The sequence below is a fragment of the Nonomuraea sp. NPDC049758 genome (assembly GCF_040674635.1).
Lineage (GTDB): Bacteria > Actinomycetota > Actinomycetes > Streptosporangiales > Streptosporangiaceae > Nonomuraea.
The window spans coordinates 312,582-329,660 of the sequence record NZ_JBFAMZ010000008.1; the positions used below are offsets into that span (position 1 = coordinate 312,582).

18 protein-coding genes and 1 pseudogene are annotated in these 17,079 nt (G+C 72.8%); 11 read left to right on the forward strand and 8 right to left on the reverse strand.

What is annotated here, in order from left to right; genetic code table 11:
* Window positions 1-6: 6 nt before the first annotated feature.
* From cobG to cobJ, 3 genes are read left to right on the forward strand one after another with little or no spacing between them, the layout of a single operon-like run.
* On the forward strand, window positions 7-1,209 hold the full coding sequence (cobG, locus tag AB0J46_RS23305) for a precorrin-3B synthase (protein ID WP_364335266.1): 1,203 nt from the start codon (window positions 7-9) through the stop codon (window positions 1,207-1,209).
* Window positions 1,206-1,826: a precorrin-8X methylmutase gene (locus AB0J46_RS23310; RefSeq protein WP_364335268.1), complete on the forward strand. Its 621-nt coding sequence runs from the start codon at window positions 1,206-1,208 to the stop codon at window positions 1,824-1,826. Before cobG ends, AB0J46_RS23310 begins: the two co-directional genes overlap by 4 nt.
* A 5-nt stretch (window positions 1,827-1,831) precedes the next feature.
* Entirely contained in the window at window positions 1,832-3,310 is a 1,479-nt protein-coding gene (cobJ, locus tag AB0J46_RS23315) for a precorrin-3B C(17)-methyltransferase (protein WP_364335270.1), read from the forward strand.
* Here cobJ and AB0J46_RS23320 read toward each other — a convergent pair.
* The 3 genes from AB0J46_RS23320 to cbiE are packed head-to-tail and all read right to left on the reverse strand — an operon-like array spanning window position 3,301 to window position 6,036.
* On the reverse strand, window positions 3,301-4,056 hold the full coding sequence (locus AB0J46_RS23320; protein ID WP_364335271.1) for a cobalt-precorrin-6A reductase: 756 nt from the start codon (window positions 4,054-4,056) through the stop codon (window positions 3,301-3,303). The two genes, cobJ and AB0J46_RS23320, sit on opposite strands and share 10 nt — an antisense overlap.
* A complete protein-coding gene (gene cobM / locus AB0J46_RS23325) occupies window positions 4,041-4,796 on the reverse strand; it encodes a precorrin-4 C(11)-methyltransferase (protein WP_364335273.1) in 756 nt (251 codons plus the stop codon). The genes AB0J46_RS23320 and cobM overlap by 16 nt, the downstream gene beginning before the upstream one ends.
* A 31-nt stretch (window positions 4,797-4,827) precedes the next feature.
* Window positions 4,828-6,036, reverse strand: a complete 1,209-nt coding sequence (gene cbiE, locus AB0J46_RS23330; RefSeq protein ID WP_364335275.1) for a precorrin-6y C5,15-methyltransferase (decarboxylating) subunit CbiE — start codon at window positions 6,034-6,036, stop codon at window positions 4,828-4,830.
* 150 nt (window positions 6,037-6,186) lie between these two features.
* On the opposite strand from cbiE, the gene cobF reads away from it, so the two are divergent.
* Window positions 6,187-6,945, forward strand: a complete 759-nt coding sequence (cobF, locus tag AB0J46_RS23335) for a precorrin-6A synthase (deacetylating) (protein WP_364335277.1) — start codon at window positions 6,187-6,189, stop codon at window positions 6,943-6,945.
* A gap of 44 nt (window positions 6,946-6,989) precedes the next feature.
* On the opposite strand, the gene AB0J46_RS23340 is transcribed toward cobF, so the two are convergent.
* From AB0J46_RS23340 to AB0J46_RS23350, 3 genes are all read right to left on the reverse strand, one after another.
* Window positions 6,990-8,195 carry a Dyp-type peroxidase gene (locus AB0J46_RS23340; protein WP_364335279.1) on the reverse strand — a complete coding sequence of 402 codons (1,206 nt, stop codon included), beginning with the start codon at window positions 8,193-8,195 and terminating at the stop codon, window positions 6,990-6,992.
* Window positions 8,195-8,743, reverse strand: coding sequence for a copper chaperone PCu(A)C (locus tag AB0J46_RS23345; protein ID WP_364335281.1), 549 nt, complete (start codon window positions 8,741-8,743; stop codon window positions 8,195-8,197). Before AB0J46_RS23345 ends, AB0J46_RS23340 begins: the two co-directional genes overlap by 1 nt.
* Before the next feature lie 156 nt (window positions 8,744-8,899).
* On the reverse strand, window positions 8,900-9,451 hold the full coding sequence (locus AB0J46_RS23350; RefSeq protein ID WP_364335283.1) for an MFS transporter: 552 nt from the start codon (window positions 9,449-9,451) through the stop codon (window positions 8,900-8,902).
* A gap of 299 nt (window positions 9,452-9,750) precedes the next feature.
* Between AB0J46_RS23350 and AB0J46_RS23355 the strand changes: the two are divergent.
* From AB0J46_RS23355 to AB0J46_RS23370, 4 genes and pseudogenes are all read left to right on the forward strand, one after another.
* Window positions 9,751-10,125 (forward strand): annotated as a pseudogene (locus AB0J46_RS23355) (response regulator transcription factor); the annotation flags it as partial.
* Complete coding sequence (locus AB0J46_RS23360; RefSeq protein ID WP_364335285.1) at window positions 10,122-11,213, forward strand: HAMP domain-containing sensor histidine kinase; 1,092 nt, start codon at window positions 10,122-10,124, stop codon at window positions 11,211-11,213. The pseudogene AB0J46_RS23355 and the gene AB0J46_RS23360, both read left to right, overlap by 4 nt.
* Before the next feature lie 278 nt (window positions 11,214-11,491).
* A complete protein-coding gene (locus AB0J46_RS23365) occupies window positions 11,492-13,804 on the forward strand; it encodes a molybdopterin-dependent oxidoreductase (protein WP_364335287.1) in 2,313 nt (770 codons plus the stop codon).
* 55 nt (window positions 13,805-13,859) lie between these two features.
* Window positions 13,860-14,411, forward strand: a complete 552-nt coding sequence (locus AB0J46_RS23370) for an EF-hand domain-containing protein (RefSeq protein ID WP_364335289.1) — start codon at window positions 13,860-13,862, stop codon at window positions 14,409-14,411.
* Between the two features lie 82 nt (window positions 14,412-14,493).
* Here AB0J46_RS23370 and AB0J46_RS23375 read toward each other — a convergent pair whose 3' ends face one another.
* Window positions 14,494-14,634 carry a hypothetical protein gene (locus AB0J46_RS23375; RefSeq protein WP_364335291.1) on the reverse strand — a complete coding sequence of 47 codons (141 nt, stop codon included), beginning with the start codon at window positions 14,632-14,634 and terminating at the stop codon, window positions 14,494-14,496.
* Window positions 14,635-14,920: 286 nt separating this feature from the next.
* Window positions 14,921-15,448: a MarR family transcriptional regulator gene (locus tag AB0J46_RS23380; RefSeq protein WP_364335293.1), complete on the reverse strand. Its 528-nt coding sequence runs from the start codon at window positions 15,446-15,448 to the stop codon at window positions 14,921-14,923.
* 92 nt (window positions 15,449-15,540) lie between these two features.
* Between AB0J46_RS23380 and AB0J46_RS23385 the strand changes: the two genes are divergently transcribed.
* The 3 genes from AB0J46_RS23385 (at window position 15,541) to AB0J46_RS23395 (ending at window position 17,070) form a co-directional block, all read left to right on the forward strand.
* Entirely contained in the window at window positions 15,541-16,182 is a 642-nt protein-coding gene (locus tag AB0J46_RS23385) for an NAD(P)H-dependent oxidoreductase (RefSeq protein WP_364335295.1), read from the forward strand.
* A 264-nt stretch (window positions 16,183-16,446) separates the two neighbouring features.
* On the forward strand, window positions 16,447-16,581 hold the full coding sequence (locus AB0J46_RS23390) for a hypothetical protein (protein ID WP_364335297.1): 135 nt from the start codon (window positions 16,447-16,449) through the stop codon (window positions 16,579-16,581).
* A 33-nt stretch (window positions 16,582-16,614) separates the two neighbouring features.
* A complete protein-coding gene (locus tag AB0J46_RS23395; RefSeq protein ID WP_364335299.1) occupies window positions 16,615-17,070 on the forward strand; it encodes a transcriptional regulator in 456 nt (151 codons plus the stop codon).
* Window positions 17,071-17,079 lie beyond the last annotated feature (9 nt).

A 17,079-nucleotide genomic window follows, 5' to 3' on the forward strand; every position in this document is an offset into this window, starting at 1 on the left:
CCCTTCGTGCCCGTAGGTGAATCTTCCGGACGTACGCGTCCCGATGCCTGTCCGGGGGCGCTCCAGGTGCACGAGGCCGCCGACGGCCCGCTCGCCCGCGTGCGCCTGCCCGGCGGCGCGGTGTCGGCCGCGCAGCTCCGCGTGCTCGCCGGGTGCGCGGCCGAGCTGGGAACGGGCGTGATCGAGCTGACGTCGCGGGCGAACGTCCAGGTGCGGGGGCTGCGCTCGCCCGAGGTCTTCGCCGGGCGGATCGCGGCGGCCGGGCTGCTGCCGTCGCCCGCGCACGAGCGGGTGCGCAACATCCTGGCCTCGCCGCTGGGCGGCCGCGGTCCCGACGGGCTGCTGGACGTGCTGGCGATGGCGGACGCCCTGGACCGGGCGCTGTGCGCGCGGCCCCGGCTGGCCGCGCTGCCGGGACGGTTCCTGTTCGCCCTGGACGACGGCACGCGGGACGTCGCCGGGCTCGGCGCGGACGTCACCTACGTGGCGACCGGACGGCTGCTGCTCGCCGGCGCCGACACCGGGCTGACCGTCGCCCCGGACGCGGCCGTCCCGCTCATGATCGACGCCGCCGAGGCGTTCCTGGACGAGCTGTCCCCCGACGGCCCGCGCGCCTGGCGCATCCGCGACCTCCCGGACGGCCCCGCCAGAATCGCCACCCGCCTGCGCGCCGCCGACCCAAGCCCGATCGACGCCGCGAACGCCCCGAACGCCGCGAACGCGGCCAACGCCTCGGAGGCCCCGCCAGCCCCCGTCTCCGCGCGCCGCCCGTCCGCGGGCAGGATCGCGCAGCGGGACGGCCGGGTGGCGATCGAGGCGCTCGTGCCGCTCGGCCGCCTGACGTCCGACCAGGCCGGAGCCCTCGCGGACCTCGGCCGGCCGCTGCGCCTGACACCCTGGCGGACCGTCGTCCTGCCGGACCTCTCCACCGGCGAGGCGGACGGGACCGAGCGGGCGCTCGCCGCCGCCGGGCTCGCCACCGACCCGGACTCCCCCTGGACCGGGGTGACCGCCTGCACCGGCCGTCCCGGCTGCGCGAAGGCGCTCGCCGACGTGCGGGCCGATGCCCGGCAATGGGTGCGCGGCCTCGGCCGCGCCCCCGCCACGCCCGTCCACTGGGCCGGTTGCGAGCGGCGCTGCGGCCTGCCGCGCGGCCCGGTCCGCCAGCTGATCGCAACCATCAACGGATACGAGGAACGCCAGGAGTGAGCGACTACATCCGCGACGGCGCCGAGATCTACCGGCGCTCGTTCGCGACCATCCGCGCCGAGACCGACCTCACGGGCCTGCCGCCCGAGGTCGCCCAGGTGGCGGTGCGCATGATCCACGCGTGCGGCATGACCGACCTCGTCACCGACCTGGCCTGGTCGCCGCAGGTGGTCGCGCGGGCCAGGGAGGCGCTGCGCGGCGGCGCGCCGGTGTTGTGCGACGCCATGATGGTCGCCTCCGGCGTGACCCGGCGCAGGCTGCCCGCGGGCAACGAGGTGCTGTGCACGCTGGGCGATCCGCGCGTGCCCGAGCTGGCCGAACGCCTCGGCACCACCCGCAGCGCCGCGGCCCTGGAGCTGTGGCGCGACCGCCTGGAGGGCGCGGTGGTGGCGATCGGGAACGCGCCGACCGCCCTGTTCCGGCTGCTGGAGCTGGTGGCCGAGGGCGCCGGACGCCCCGCGGCCGTGCTCGGCATCCCGGTCGGCTTCATCGGCGCGGCCGAGTCCAAGCAGGCGCTGGCCGGCGGCGACCTGGAGTACCTGGTGGTGCACGGCCGTCGCGGCGGCAGCGCGATGACGGCCGCCGCGATCAACGCCCTCGCGAACGAGACGGAGTGACGACCATGTCAGGACGCCTGTACGGAGTCGGCCTGGGCCCCGGCGACCCCGAGCTGGTCACGGTCAGGACGGCCCGGCTGATCGGCGAGGCCGACGTGATCGCCTACCACGCCGCCCGGCACGGCCGCAGCATCGCCCGTTCGATCGCGCTGCCGTACATGCGCGAAGGTCAGATCGAGGAGCTGCTGCTCTACCCGCTGACCACGGAGACCACCGACCACCCCGGCGGCTACCAGGGAGCGCTCGACGACTTCTACGCCGACTGCGCCGAGCGCCTGGCCGCCCATCTGGACGCGGGCCGCACCGTGGTCGTGCTGGCCGAGGGCGACCCGCTGTTCTACGGCTCCTACATGCACATGCACAAGCGGCTCGCCCACCGCTACCCGACCGAGGTGGTGCCCGGCGTGACCTCGGTCAGCGCCGCCGCCGCCGTGCTGGGACGGCCGCTGGTCGAGCGGGACGAGGTGCTGACCGTGCTGCCCGGCACGCTGCCCGCGCGGGTGCTGGCCGAGCGGCTGCGCGAGACCGACTCGGCCGCCGTGCTCAAGCTGGGCCGCACGTTCGGGAAGGTGCGCGACGCGCTGGCCGAGGCGGGCCGCCTCGACGACGCCTGGTACGTCGAGCGCGCCACCATGGGCGCCGAGCGGGTCGCCCCGCTCAAGGACGTGGACCCCGACGGAGTCCCGTACTTCTCGCTGGCCCTGCTCGCCAGCCCGGCCGAGCGCACCTTCGTCCCCGAGCGCCCGGCGGGCGAGGGGCGGGGCGAGGTGGCCGTGGTCGGCCTGGGCCCGGCGGGGCGGCCGTGGCTGACGCCGGAGGCGCAGGAGGCGCTGGCCGCGGCCACCGACCTCGTCGGCTACGGCCCGTACGTGGACCGGGTGGCTCCGAACCCGCGCCAGCGCCGCCACCGCACCGACAACCGGGTTGAGGCCGAACGCGCCAGGCACGCCCTTGAGCTGGCCCGGGACGGGGCCCGCGTGGCGGTCGTGTCGTCCGGCGACCCGGGCGTGTTCGCCATGGCCAGCGCCGTGCTCGAGGCCGCCGCCGACTTCCCGGACGTGCCGGTGCGGGTCGTGCCGGGACTGACCGCCGCCCAGGCGGTCGCGGCCAGGGCGGGCGCGCCGCTCGGGCACGACTACTGCGTGCTGTCGTTGTCCGACCTGCTCAAGCCGTGGGAGGTGGTGGCCGACCGGCTGTCCGCCGCCGCGCGGGCGGACCTGGTGCTGGCGATCTACAACCCGGCCTCGCGCAGCCGTACGTGGCAGGTCGCCGCCGCCCGGGACCTGCTGCTGGAGCACCGCGAGCCGGACACCCCCGTGGTGATCGGCCGCGATGTCGGCGGCCCGCAGGAGAGCGTCACGGTCACCACGCTCGGCGAGCTGGACCCCGGCCAGGTGGACATGCGCTGCCTGCTGATCATCGGCTCGTCCACGACCCGGGCCACCGAAGGCGGCGTCGTCTACACCCCGCGCCGCTACCCCTGAACCCAGGCTGCCGCCGCCGCCACGCTGTCCGTGGCGCGGACGCCCGCGGGCAGCGGCGGCCGATCGACCATGATCACCGGCAGGCCGAGCTCGCGCGCCGCGCCGAGCTTGGCCGTGGTCATGCCGCCGCCGCTGTCCTTGGTCACCAGCACGTCCAGGCGGTGCTCCCGGATCAGGGCGCGCTCCCCCTCGACGGTGTACGGCCCGCGGTCGAGCAGGACGTGCACGTTCGCCGGCACCGGCCCCTCCGGCGGGTCCACCGACCTGGCCAGCAGCCACACGCCGGGCAGCGGCGCGAACACCGGCAGGCTCCGGCGCCCGGTCGTGAGGAAGACCCGCGTCTCACGGCCGGCCGCGCCCCAGCGGTCCGTGGTGAGCAGCCCGGCCGCCGCCTGGAGGGAGCCGACCCGCAGCCACGCGTCGCCCGGCCCCTCCCGCCATCCCGGACGCCGCAGCACCAGCAGCGGCACGCCGGTCGCCGACGAGGCCGCGACCCCCGAGGCGGTCATCCGCTCCGCGAACGGATGCGTGGCGTCGACCAGCACGTCGATGCGTTCCGCCAGCAGCCACGCGGCCAGGCCCGACGGCCCCCCGAAGCCGCCTTCCCGCACCTCGCCCACGGGAAGCCGCGGGTTGTTCACCCGTCCCGCCAGCGAGGACACCACGTGCAGCCCGGGATCGGCGGCCAGCTCGGCGGCCAGGGCCCGCGCCTCCGCGGTGCCGCCGAGGATCAGGACCCGCCGCACGCCCGCTCCCTGGCGTCGCTGTAGAGGTGGCTGTCGGGGAACTGCGTCGCCGACAGCACCCGGCCCACGACGATCACGGCCGTCCGCCGGATCCCGGCGTCGTGGACCTGTCCGGCGATGTCGGCCAGCGTCCCGCGCAGGATCACCTCGTCGGCCCGGCTCGCCCGCGCGACCACGGCCACCGGGCAGTCTGGGCCGTAGGAGGGCAGCAGCTCGGCGACCACCGCGTCGATCCGCTGCACGGCCAGGTGCAGCACCATCGTGGCCCGGCTGGCGCCGAGCGTGCCGAGGTCCTCGCCGTCCGGCATGGGGGTGGCGCGGGCGGAGGTGCGCGTCAGGATGACCGTCTGGCCGACGCCGGGCACGGTCAGCTCCCGGCCCAGCGCGGCCGCCGCCGCCGCGAACGCCGGAACCCCCGGCACCACCTCGTACGGCACGCCGAGGGCGTCCAGCCTGCGCATCTGCTCGGCCACGGCGCTGAACACCGACGGGTCGCCCGAGTGCAGCCGCGTCACGTCGAGACCGTCGCGGTGCGCGGCGGCCAGCTCGGCGACGATCTCGTCGAGCGTCAGGTCCGCCGTGTTCACCAGCCTGGCCCCGGGCGGGCAGGCGTCGAGCAGTTCGCGCGGCACCAGCGACCCGGCGTACAGGCAGACCGGCGAGGCCTCCAGCCGGCGCAGGCCGCGCAAGGTGATCAGGTCGGCGGCGCCGGGACCGGCTCCGACGAAGTACACGGTCACGGCCGGTCCTCCTCCGTCATCGACCACACGGTCACGGCTGTTCCTTCCTTGTGATCGACCAGACGGTCACCGGCATCGCCGCCCGCCAGCCGGTGAACCCGCCGACCGGCGAGGCCCGCTGGACGCCCAGGCGCACCAGGTCGCCCCCGAGCCTGCCGTACCAGTGGGCGAGGACGGCCTCGGATTCCAGGGTCACGGCGTTCACCACCAGCCGGCCGCCGGGGCGCAGCGCCGTCCAGCAGCGTTCCAGCAGGCCGGGGGCGGTCGCGCCGCCGCCGACGAACACCGCGTCCGGCTCGGGCAGCCCGTCCAGCGCCCCGGGGGCCTTGCCCTCGACCACGCGCATCGACGGCACGCCGAGCCGCTCGGCGTTGCGCCGGACGGCGGCCACCCGGTCGGCCCGGCTCTCGATCGCCACGGCGGCGCACGACGGGTGGCTGCGCATCCACTCGACGGCGATGCTGCCCGCCCCCGCGCCCACGTCCCACAGCAGCTCGCCGGGCAGCGGGGCCAGGCGGGACAGGCTGACGGCGCGGACCTCCCGCTTGGTGAGCTGCCCGTCGTGCTCGTACGCACCGTCGGGCAGTCCCGGCACCCTGGCCAGGGGCTCGGCGTCCCGGGCGAGGACGCACTCGACGGCGATCACGTGGAGCGGGGACGCCTGGCCCTCCGCCCAGCTCTCCGCCGTGCCCCGCCGTTCGGACTCCCGCGGGCCGCCCAGCTCCGACAGCACCGTCATCGGGCTGGGTCCGTACCCGTGCCGGACGAGCAACCCGGCGACCACCGGCGGCGAGTCGGGCCCCGCGCCCAGCACGACGACCCGGCGGCCCGGCTGGAGCGCGGCGGCCAGCGCCGCGGGCGGACGGCCCACCAGGCTGACGACGTCCACCTGCTCGGCCGGCCAGCCCAGCCGGGCGCAGGCCAGCGCCAACGACGACACGTGCGGCAGCACCATGACGCGCTCCGCGCCCAGCAGCCGGACCAGCGTCGAGCCGATGCCGTAGAACATCGGATCGCCGCTGGCCAGCACGCAGACCTCGCGGCCGGCGTACCGGTCCATGAGCGCGGGCAGGGCGGGCAGCAGCGGCGACGGCCACGCCACGCGTTCGGCGGCCGTCGCGGGCACGAGGTCGAGCTGCCGCACGCTGCCCATGAGCACGTCGGCGGCCTCCACCGCGCGGCGCGAGCCCGGGGCCAGCCCGTCCCAGCCGTCCGCGCCGATCCCGACGACCGTGATCACGCGTCGCGCCGTGTCAGCTGGATCTCCTCGGCAAGCCGCTCCTGACGGGAAACGGCGAAGGCGTCGCCCTGCTCGGCCAGGTTCACGGTCCTCCTCTATGGCAAAGTGCGAGGGATATCGTATATCTGCCTATCTGGCAGACTTTGGCGGGTGAAACGGCTTCTCGTCATCGGGATCGGCGCCGGCGATCCGGACCATCTCACCCTGCAGGCGGTCAAGGCCATCGCCGCCACGGACGTGTTCTTCATCGTCGACAAGGGCGAGATCAAGCACGAGTTGATCCAGCTCCGCCTCGACCTGATCGCCGAGCACGGCCGGGAGCCGTACCGGATCGCCGAGGCCCGCGACCCGGAACGCGACCGCACCGCCCCCGCCTACACCGCCGCCGTCGAGGACTGGCGCTCGCGCCGCTCGCTGGCCTGCGAAGCGCTCATCCACGACGAGCTGGGCGCCGGCGAGACCGGCGCGTTCCTGGTGTGGGGCGACCCGGCCGTCTACGACAGCACGCTCGCCATCCTCGACGAGATCCGGCGACGCGGGAACGTCACGTTCGACGTCGAGGTCGTCCCCGGCATCAGCAGCGTGGCCGCCCTCACCGCCCGCCACCGCATCGGCCTGACCCAGGTCGGCCGGCCCACGCACCTGACCACCGGCCGCCGCCTGGCCGAGCAGGGCCCCACCGCCGACGACGTGGTGGTCATGCTCGACGCCCACTGCTCCTTCACCGGTCTCGACGACTTCCACATCTACTGGGGCGCCTACCTCGGGACACCGGACGAGATCCTGGTGTCGGGGCCGGTGTCGGAGGTCGGTGAACGCATCCGGCGGCTGCGTGCCGAGGCCCGCGACCGCAAGGGCTGGATCATGGACACGTACCTGCTGCGCCGCCTGTCACCAGAGGACCGCTGACCTGACACCGAGGTCGCGCCGCCAGGCCGGCGGGCCCCCTCGCGTCATGCCAGCAGTCCCTGCCCGATCCAGCCGCCGGGCGGGCAGCCCGGCGGGATGGCGAACACCGCCGATCCGATCGGCGTGGTCCACTCGTTGAGCAGGTCGGCCTCGGCCAGCCGGCGCTGCATCGGCAGGAACTGCGCGCCGACGTCGGCCTGGTAGGAGGCGAAGAGCAGGCCGCTGTCAGGGTGTCCGGCCGCGGTGAGCCCTTCGTCGTAGTTGTAGGGGCGACGGAAGATCCCCTTGGCCGGGTCGGCGCTGTGCGCGCGCCTGATGTGGGCGTACTCGGAGATGACCGGGAACCCCACGGGCGTGAGCTTGGCGAAGTCGGGCGGGTCGTGCTCGGCGGTTCCGGTCAGCGGGGCGCCGGTGTCCAGGCGGCGTCCGACCGTGAACTCCTTGGCGACCCGGTCGGCGGCGTCCCAGGTCTCCAGTTCGACCCGGATCCGCCGCAGCACCAGCGTGGTGCCGCCCCGCAGCCAGGCGGGCGCGTCCGCGCCCGCCCACACCACCCGGTCGAAGACAGGGCTCCCGGGGACGGCGTTGGCGGTCCCGTCGAGCTGCCCCATGATGTTGTGCTGGGTCAGCCCGGACGCCTGCACCCCGGCGGCCCGCCGGAACCCGCGCTGGACCCATCGGACGCGGGTGAAGGCGCGGGCGTCCTTGATGATCATGCGGAGGGCGTGGGCCACGGTCAGCGGGTCGTCGGCGCAGATCTGCACCAGCACGTCGCCGCCGTTCCACTGGCTCTGCAGCTTGTCGATGGAGAAGCGGGGCAGCGCCTTCAGCGAGGACGGGCGCGCGTCCGCCAGGCCCACCGCGTCGAACAGACCGGGCCCGAACCCGAAGGTGACGGTCAGCCGGGCGGGCAGCACCGCCAGCTCCGGTTCGGTGTCGGCCAGGGCGGGACCGCCCGCGCTCAGGCGGCGGGCGTCGTCGGTCAGCAGCCGCATCATCCGGGCCACCGCCTCACGCCCGACGCCCTCGCGCAGGTCCAGCCCGACGAAGACGGCGTGGGCCTGCGGGACGGTGGCGATCCCCGCCTGGTGCGGGCCGTGGAAGGGCTCCACCGCCGAGCCCGGCGAAGCAGCCTGGGCCGGGCCCGCCGAAGCGGCCTGTGTCGCGAGCGCGCCGGCCGCGGCGGCCGCGGTCGAGGCCAGCAGGCCCCGCCGGGTCAGGCGGGACCTGCTGCCGGTGTGGGCGTCCATCAGTGCTTGCCCTCGCCCGGCTGGTAGTTCTCCTTGCCGCCGGCGAAGTCCTTGCCGATCGCGGTGAACTGGAGGGTGGAACCGTCGGCGAGGGTCAGGGTGAAGGGCACCTCGGCGCCTGGCTCCACCTTCCCGGTGACCCCCATCAGCATGATGTGATCACCACCGGGCGCCAGCTGGTGAGAACCATGAGCAGGTACTACGAACCCGCCCTTCTTGGGGCGCATCACCATCTTGCCCCCGGAGTCCACCACTTCGTGCAGCTCGACCGTCGGAGACAGCGGCGAGGTGCCGGAGACGACCGTCAGCTCCGCGTCGGTGTTGTTGACCAGGGTGCCGAAGGCGGCGGTCATCCCCTTTCCGCCGGTCTTGATCCAGGGGTCGGTGATGGTCAGAGCGGGCGAAGGGCTGGCGGCGGCAGTGGCGGCCGCCGGGGACGCCGACGCGGTCGACGCGGTCGTGCTCTGGCCGCCGCAGCCGGACACGAGCACGGCCACGGCCAGCGCCGCGGCGGGAAGAAGCGGAGAACGCGAACGGAGAGAGTGCATGGTGGGCCTTTCCAGGCAGGCCTCGGCGCACGGTGGCGTTTCCCACCGCGCCGGAGGCGGATCAGGCAGGGGCGCTTGACGCGGCCGCGACGTCGGCGGCCACGCGAACCCGGACGGAGCCGGGCATGACGACGTACTCCAGCCTCACCATGAGGGTCAGCCGGAGAAAGCGATCACCTGCGTGCACGGCGGGCCGCGCGTGGGTGCGGCGTGTGCCAGCACCGCCGAGCGCAGCCGGCCCGGCTCGGGCGCCGTCACCACGACGGCCGGCTCGTGCGGCGGACGTGGGAAGAGCGCCAGGAGGACCCGGCACAGCCGCGCGGCCAGGCGGTGCAGCAGCCCCCACAGGGCGGCCTCGCCCCGGGCCAGCCACAGGGCGATCAGCCCGGTGGCACCGGCGTGCGTGACGAGCATGCCGACGCCGGGCACCAGCCCCGAATGGCCGTGGACGAGCGCGGCGTAGGCGTCCGCGGCATGGCTGAGGGAGAACAGCACATGCAGCGCCACCTGCATGCCGGCCAGCAACGGCAGGATCACCGCCAGCGTGCGCTCACGCGCCGAGGCCACGACCCCGCCCCCGAACGCCAGCAGCAGCCCACCGGCCGTCACCGGTCCCGTGACCGATCCCCCGCCGAACAGGTGCGCCAGCACGCCCAGCGCCACGCAGACCACGGCGAACACCGCGGCACGGGCGAGACGGAACGGCAAGGAGGCGGTCATAACGGGCCCATCATCCCATCGCACCCCCTCGCCCTGACATCCGCCATCGTGCCTCACCTCCGGCACGCCGCCTGCTCACGCATCCAGACACCGCCTTCGCCCGTCGGAGCGATCACCGGTCGGCCGCCCAGGTGGCGCGCCCCGGCCCCAGGGAGGGGCCGTCTACAGCCTGAAGCCCGCGGGCGGCGTCGGGCCGGCCGACGGCGGGCACGGGCTCAGCGGGCGAGCGGGAGCTTGCCGTCAAATGGCACTTTTCTGCGGTGTACGACGATCGCCACCCCCAAGGCGACTACCTGCCCAAGCCGTTCGCGTTCGCCGAGCTGGTCGCCCGCGTTCGCGCTCTGGGCCGGCGCGCCACCCCGCCGCTCCCGCCGACCCTGGCGTGCGGGGACATCACCCTCGATCCGGCGCGCCGCACCGCGTTCCGGGCCGGGCGGCGCCTTGAGCTGAGCCCCAGGGAGTTCGCCCTGCTCGAATGCCTGCTCGCCGTGCCCGGCCTGGTCATCTCCGCCGAGGAACTGCTGGAGCGCGTCTGGGACGAGGCCGCCGACCCCTTCAGCAGCGCCGTCAAGCACACCATGCACCGGTTACGGGCCAAACTCGGCGACCCGCCCGTGATCGAGACCGTCCGCGAAGGCGGTTACCGCATCGGACCGTCATGACGCTGGCCAGAAGATCCCTGCAGACGCGGCTCGCGCTCGCCTACGCGGCGGGCTTCTACGCCGCCGGGGTGCTCGTGCTCGTCCTCGTCGCCGTCCCGCTCGCCGGCATCGACGCGGCCACCACCGTGGGCCGGCCCACGGCGAAAGTGACCGCCGACTCCGGGATCGGCCTCCCCCAGCTCCTCATGGGATCCGCCGTCGCCCTGGTCCTGCTGATTCCCGTCGCCCTGGCCCTCGGCTGGCTCGTCTCCGACCGGTTCCTGCGCCCGCTGCGCGCCATCACCGCCACCGCCGGAACCATGTCCACCGGAAGCCTCCACCGGCGCCTTGACCTCGGCGAGCCCATGGACGAGCTGACCGAGCTCGGCCGCACCCTCGACGACCTGTTCGCCCGTCTGCAGGCCTCCTTCGACAGCCAACGCCACTTCGTCGCCAACGCCTCCCACGAGTTGCGCACCCCTCTGGCCGGCCTGCGCACCCTGCTCGAAGTCGCCGTCGCCGACCCCGACGCCGACACCGGCAGCCTGCGCGCGGCCTGCCAGGAGGCCCTGGCTCTGAGCGGAGACCAGGAGCGGCTCGTCCAGGCCCTGCTCACCCTGGCCACCAGCGAGCGCGGCGTCACCCGCTGGGACACCCTCGACCTCGCCCACGTCGTCGGGACAGTGCTCGCCGCCCGCCGCCGGCAGGCCGCGGAACGCGGCATCGACCTCGCCGAACACCTGACGCCCGCGGTGACGGCCGGGGACCCGGGACTGATCGGGAGCCTCGTCGCCAACCTCGTCGACAACGCCATCCGCCACAACCACCCGGACGGGCACGTAGAGGTCACCACCCAGACCTCCGGCACGCAGGTGACCCTCACGGTCACCAACAGCGGGCCGGTCGTCCCGGCCAACGATCTCCAGCGCCTCTGCCGGCCCTTCCAGAAACTGGCGCCCGACCGTCACGGCCGCGGCGACGGCCACGGCCTCGGCCTCGCCATCGTCGACGCCGTCACGCGAGCTCACCACGCCACCCTCACCGCCGACGCACGCCCCGAAGGCGGCTTGTCGGTCACCGTACGGTTCGCACAGATATCGCAACCCTGACATCAGGCACGCCATCCACGGTCACCTCGCCCCCGGGGACACCAGCCCGATCCCGTAGGGCGCCGGGCACCGGGCGATGATCACCGAGCCGGAGCTGCCGGCCCGGGTGCTGGACGAGGCGTCGCGGTCACGATGCAGCCGGTGCGCACTGGCGAGGTTGAGCAGCCGGGCATGGGGGAAAGTCTCCGTCCTGCGGGCCGTCGACTGGAGTGAAGGCCCCTGCGACGCCAGCAACAGCTGGTCGGAAGCAGGGGGAACTTCAGGGATGGGGTGGATGCATGGTGGAACGACGCATGTCGGTCGCGACGCACTGGGGCAGTCTCATCGCAGTGGTCGATTCCGGGCGATTAGTACGAATTGAGCCGAGGGACGACGACCCCGTGCCGTCACCCATCGGCCCCGGCATGGTGACAGCCGCCGACGACGGCGCTCGCGTACTGCGCCCCGCGGTGCGCAAGGGCTGGCTCAACGGCCAGCCGCGCGTCCACGACGCCGCCAGAGGCGCGGACGCCTTCGTGGAGGTGAGCTGGGACGACGCGATCACGCTGGTGAGCGACGAACTCCGTCGAGTGCGTTCGCAACACGGAGACAGCGCGGTGTTCGGCGGGTCGTACGGCTGGGCGAGCGCGGGCGTGTTCCACAACGCGCAGAGTCAACTCCACCGGTTCCTGGCGCTGGGCGGGGGGTTCACCGACTCCCGCAACACCTACAGCACCGCCGCGTTGGAGGTCATCCTTCCCCATGTGATCGGCGGGCATCCCTGGAGCTATCAGTCGCGCATGCCGATGTGGGACGAGATAGCCGACAACTGTGAGCTCGTGGTGGCGTTCGGCGGGCTGGCCCTCAAGAACAGCCAGATCAACCCCGGCGGGCTGGCCAGGCACCAGACGCAGAACCTGCAGCGACAGTGCCGTGCGGCCGGGGTGCGGTTCGTGAACGTCAGCCCCATCCGCAGCGACGTCGCCGGCTTCCTCGACGCCGAGTGGCTGCCCGTCGTCCCCAACACCGACACCGCCGCGATGCTGGGCATCGCCCACACGATGCTGGTCAACGGATGGCACGATGAGGACTTCCTCCGCCGGTGCTGCGTCGGGTTCGACCGCTTCGCCTCGTACGTGACCGGCGAGCTCGACGGCGTCCCCAAGGACGCCGCCTGGGCGGCGAGGATCACGGGTATCGGTCGCGAGGCGATCGTGGACCTCGCTCGCCGCCTGACCGAGCGACGTTCTCTCATCATGGTCAACTACGCGGTGCAGCGGGCGGACCACGGCGAACAGCCGATCTGGATGTCCGTCGTGCTGGCCGCCATGGCGGGCTCGATGGGCCGGCCCGGCTGTGGCTGGGGAGCAGGTTACGCCACGATGGACGCGACAGGCGTGGCCAGAGGCCGTCCCTCCGTGGCGGCGGTGCCCGGGGTCGCCAACCCCGTCCCGGACTTCATCCCGGTCGCGAGGATCGCCGACACCCTGCTGCATCCGGGCAGGACCATCGGCTACGACGGACAGCGCCTCACGTTGCCGGAGCTTCGCCTGATCTACTGGTGCGGCGGGAACCCGTTCCACCACCATCAGGATCTCCACCGGCTGGCCCGAGCCTGGCAGACGCCTGACACGGTGGTGGTTCACGAAGCCTGGTGGAACACCACGGCCAAGTTCGCGGACATCGTCCTGCCCGTCGCCACCAGCTTGGAGCGCGACGATTTCGCCGCCGGATTCTCCGATCCCCACCTCGTCGCGATGCCCAAGGTCCGCGAGCCGGCGGGAGAGTCACGCACCGACCATCACATCTTCGCCGCGCTGGCCTCCCGGCTCGGATACGAGCAGGAGTTCACGCAGTCGCGCTCCGAGCTCGAATGGGTCCGGCACCTGTACGAGCAGACGAGGGCCAAACTCGGCGACGCTGCCGCGTTGCCGGGCTTCGACGACTTCTGGCACAGCTCCACCGCCGAGCTGCCCGCGTTGACCGGACCGTTTCCCGGCAGCTTCGAGGCGCTCCGCGCAGATCCGCGGCGTTTCCCCCTGCCGACGCCGTCGGGCCGGATCGAGATCTTCTCCGAGGAGATCGACTCGTTCGGCTACGACGACTGTGCCGGACATCCGAAGTGGTTCGAACCAGCGGAGTGGCTCGGCGCCGAGCTGTCGAGCCGGTTCCCGCTGCATCTGATCTCGAATCAGCCCGCCTCACGCCTGCACAGCCAGTACGACAACGGTGGCCACAGCCTCGACTCGAAGATCCGCGGCCGTGAGCCCGTGACGATGAATCCGCTGGATGCCGCGTCGCGCGGCATCGAGAACGGCATGATCGTACGCATCCACAACGACCGGGGCAGCTGTCTGGCGGGCGCGGTCCTGTCGGACGACGTCATGCCAGGCGTCGTCCAGCTGTCCACCGGCGCGTGGTGGGATCCGGTGCAGCCAGGCCTGAGCGGGACACTGGACCGCCACGGCAATCCCAATGTCCTCACGGCGGATCGGCCGTGCTCGCAGCTGTCCCAAGGGCCCAGTGCTCTCAGCGCGCTGGTCGACGTGGAGCCCTACGACGGCCCTCACCCCGACGTGCTCGCCTTCACCCCGCCACGCCTCGAAGGTTGACACCGAAGCCCTCCCCGCTTGCTTTACCGTAATCGATCGAATACTTTGCGTAATCGTGACTCGACTGCAAAACCTCAAGTACGGCCAGTGGTTCAAGGGCGCCGATGTCGACGGCGACGGGTTCATCACCCAGCGGGACGTCCGGATGATGAGCGAGCGTTACATCGCCGTCCGCGGCGCCGCGCCGGACTCCGAGACCGCCCGCCTGCTCACGGAGAGGATGGACGCATTCTGGACGCACGTGATCGCCCCGATGGATCGCGACGGTGACGGGAAGGTCGACCTGCGGGAGATGACCGAAGGGTTCAGGCAGGCCCTGACCGACCGCGCCCTGTACCCGGCACAGATCGAGCCGGTGACCAACTGCTTCTTCGACCTCGCGGACCTCAACGGAGACGGCTGGATCGACCAGACGGAGTTCCAGCAGATGTTCGACTCGGTCGGCGGCGTCCCCGGCGACGACTGCGCCGCGGTCTTCGCCGCCCTCGACCGGGACGGCTCCGGCGTGCTGGACCGCGCCGAGTTCCACCAGGCGGTCACGGAGTTCTTCTACGGCGACGACCCGGACGCTCCCGCCAACCACCTGTTCGGCAGGGTGGCCGGCTGACGGCCCACGATGCCACCCCGGACCCGCGCCGCACGCCCACACCACTGCCGGTGTGGGCGCGCGGCGTGAGGACCTCAGGCCGTCAACTGCTGCGGGTCGGTAGCGCGGGGTCCGAGCCGGGGTCGAAGCTCATCGTGCCCTTCCTGACGTCCTTGCCCAGGCGCAGCGCGGCGGCGGCCGCCCCCCGCCGCGTCCGGGAAGAGATGCCCCACACTCCGGGCACCAACGTTGCGGTATTCCTCGGCGGCGACGCCTGGCTGCTTCGAGAGGCTGTCCGTGGGCGGCACCGTGACGTTGCCCTTGGCTGAGCAGTTGTGGGGGGACGAGGCCGGCTCGCTCGTGGACCAGTTCGGGATCACCTGGATGGTCGACATCACCCGCCAGCAGTCCTGATCGGTCACGGCAGCAGCCGGGCCGGCCTCGCCCGCGCCCCGGAGGCCCGATCCGCACGTCGGCGCGCTACTCGGTGAGATCCCGATGCTGTGCGACGGCGCCCTGCGTCTGCCGGATCAGCAGTCACCGCTCTCCCGGCATGTCTCGGGCGCCTCTGCCATGGTGACGGCGGTGATCGCCCGTGCGGCGTCGCCGAGTGCGGCGAGCTGTTCGGGCGTCAGCGCGTCGACCACGAGACGGCGTGCCTCTCGGACGTGACCAGGGGCGATCTCCTTGAGCTTGGCGAAGCCGGCGTCGGTGAGCCGTGCCTCCGTGTGGCGGCCACCGCGGTTGGGCAAGCTGTGCCGCTCGACCCAGCCGGACCGCTCGAGCCGGGTGACCGCGTGCGAGATCCGCGAGAGCGACCCCTGCGCCAACGCGGCCAGGTTGCTGAGCACCAGCGTGCGGTTGGGCGCCTCGGAGAGAGCCGCGAGCACGTGGTACTCGAAACTGTTCACGCCGGCGTCGCGCTTGAGCTGCGCGTCCAGCGCGGGCGGCAGGGTCATGATCAGCGCGATCACCGCTCGCCAGTCGCGCTGCTGGTCGGGCGACAGCCATGGCACTTTGTGCTCGGAGGGCGTTCCGCGGAGGGGCTCGGTGCTCACAGATCAACTCTACCAGGCGATTTGAATATTCAAGTGGTGCGCCATACTGTCAACTTGAACATTCAACTAGCTCACCCGTCAGGGAGATCCCCATGTCCTTGCTCCGCGTCGACGCCACCATCCAAGGCGACCGCTCCGCCAGCAGCGCACTCGCCGACCTCGTCCTCGACGAGCTCCAGGCCGCCCGCCCCGAGGTGCCGGTGGTACGGCGTCACCTCGGTCAGGAGCCGCTGCCGGCACACGTCTGGGAGGCCGCGATCTCCAGCCGTCACATTCCGGAGGAGGGCCGCACCGCCGCGCAGCGCGAGGCACTCGCCACAGCGGAGCGGCTCGCCGCCGAGCTGCAGCGGGCGACGAGCGCCGTGCTCGCGATGCCGCTCTACAATTTCGGCGTCTCGCAGCACGCGAAGACCTGGATCGACCTCGCGATCGCCGGGACGCCTCAGGGCATCCGCCTGCTGGAGGGTACGCCGACCGTCCTGGTCACCACTCGCGGCGGCGCCTACGGCCCCGGCACCCCGCGCGCGGGCTGGGACCACAACATCGACTACCTGCGCCGGATCCTCGTCGACATCTGGGGCGCCGACCTTACGGTGGTCGAGCGCGAGTTCACGCTCGTCGGCGTGAACCCTGCCCTGGACGAGTTCACCGAGATGGCGGCGATCATGCACAAGACCGCCGAGGAGGCGGCGGGCGAGGCCGGCCGAGCACTCGCTGCCCGGTACGCCGCCTGACCTACCACGTGGCCTTGCGCTGGGCGACGGGAGCTCCTTTTGCGCCAGGTACGGCCTGCCGCTCACGGACTACCGACACGACGGCCTGACCCGCGCCACCTCAGCCGCCGACGACGGCCACACATCGATGGCGCCAGGGGCGTCCCCCGCCGTCCGCCCGAAGAGCAGCGCGACGAGACCACCGACATGAGGTGTCGAGTCGATTGACATTGCTAGTTGTTTCAGTCATGATTGAAATGACTAGCAGCTACTGGGGAGCGGGCCATGCTCGGGCACAGCGGGGTGACGGTCAAGGAGGCGCCGGCGTTCTTCGCGCCGCACTTCGTCAAGGCCGGCTTCGCGGTGCTCGGCCTCACCCCGACGCCCACCTACGAGTCGGTGGCCGCCATGACACAGTGAACCGGCACACGATCACCAAGGGAGGACGCGACGATGAGCGCTGAGGAACAGCAGGACCGGCTGCTTCGATGGGTGGAGCGGGTGTCCGCATTCTGCGTCGAGGAGTGGGGCCTGCCGCCCATCACCGGACGCATCCTCGGCTGGCTCATGATCTGTGACCCGGCCGAGCAGTCCGCCGGCCAGATCGCCGAGGCCATCCAGGCCAGCCGGGCCTCGCTCACCTCGAACATGCGCTTTCTCACGGCCATCGACCTGGTCGAGAAGGTGCGAAGGCCCGGGGATCGCACCTCCTACTACCGCATCGAGGACGACGCCTGGCAGAAGGTCATCCAGCGCAAGCTCGACAGCCTGAGCGCGTTCGGCGAGATCGCCGACGAAGGGCTCGACATCGCGGGCGGCGAGGGGCAGCGCACCGAGCGCATCAAGGCCGCCCACGACTCCCTGACATGGCTGCAGAACCTCGCGGCCCACCATCCACCACGCCGTTAAGGAACCTCG

Bases quoted from the DNA above. Each gene is read 5' to 3' on its own strand.
- cobJ (WP_364335270.1), top strand. From the start codon at position 1,832: ATGTCAGGACGCCTGTACGGAGTCGGCCTGGGCCCCGGCGACCCCGAG.
- AB0J46_RS23340 (WP_364335279.1), bottom strand. From the start codon at position 8,195: ATGGACGCCCACACCGGCAGCAGGTCCCGCCTGACCCGGCGGGGCCTG.
- AB0J46_RS23345 (WP_364335281.1), bottom strand. From the start codon at position 8,743: ATGCACTCTCTCCGTTCGCGTTCTCCGCTTCTTCCCGCCGCGGCGCTG.
- AB0J46_RS23360 (WP_364335285.1), top strand. From the start codon at position 10,122: ATGACGCTGGCCAGAAGATCCCTGCAGACGCGGCTCGCGCTCGCCTAC.
- AB0J46_RS23365 (WP_364335287.1), top strand. From the start codon at position 11,492: ATGGTGGAACGACGCATGTCGGTCGCGACGCACTGGGGCAGTCTCATC.
- AB0J46_RS23385 (WP_364335295.1), top strand. From the start codon at position 15,541: ATGTCCTTGCTCCGCGTCGACGCCACCATCCAAGGCGACCGCTCCGCC.
- AB0J46_RS23390 (WP_364335297.1), top strand. From the start codon at position 16,447: ATGCTCGGGCACAGCGGGGTGACGGTCAAGGAGGCGCCGGCGTTCTTC.
- AB0J46_RS23395 (WP_364335299.1), top strand. From the start codon at position 16,615: ATGAGCGCTGAGGAACAGCAGGACCGGCTGCTTCGATGGGTGGAGCGG.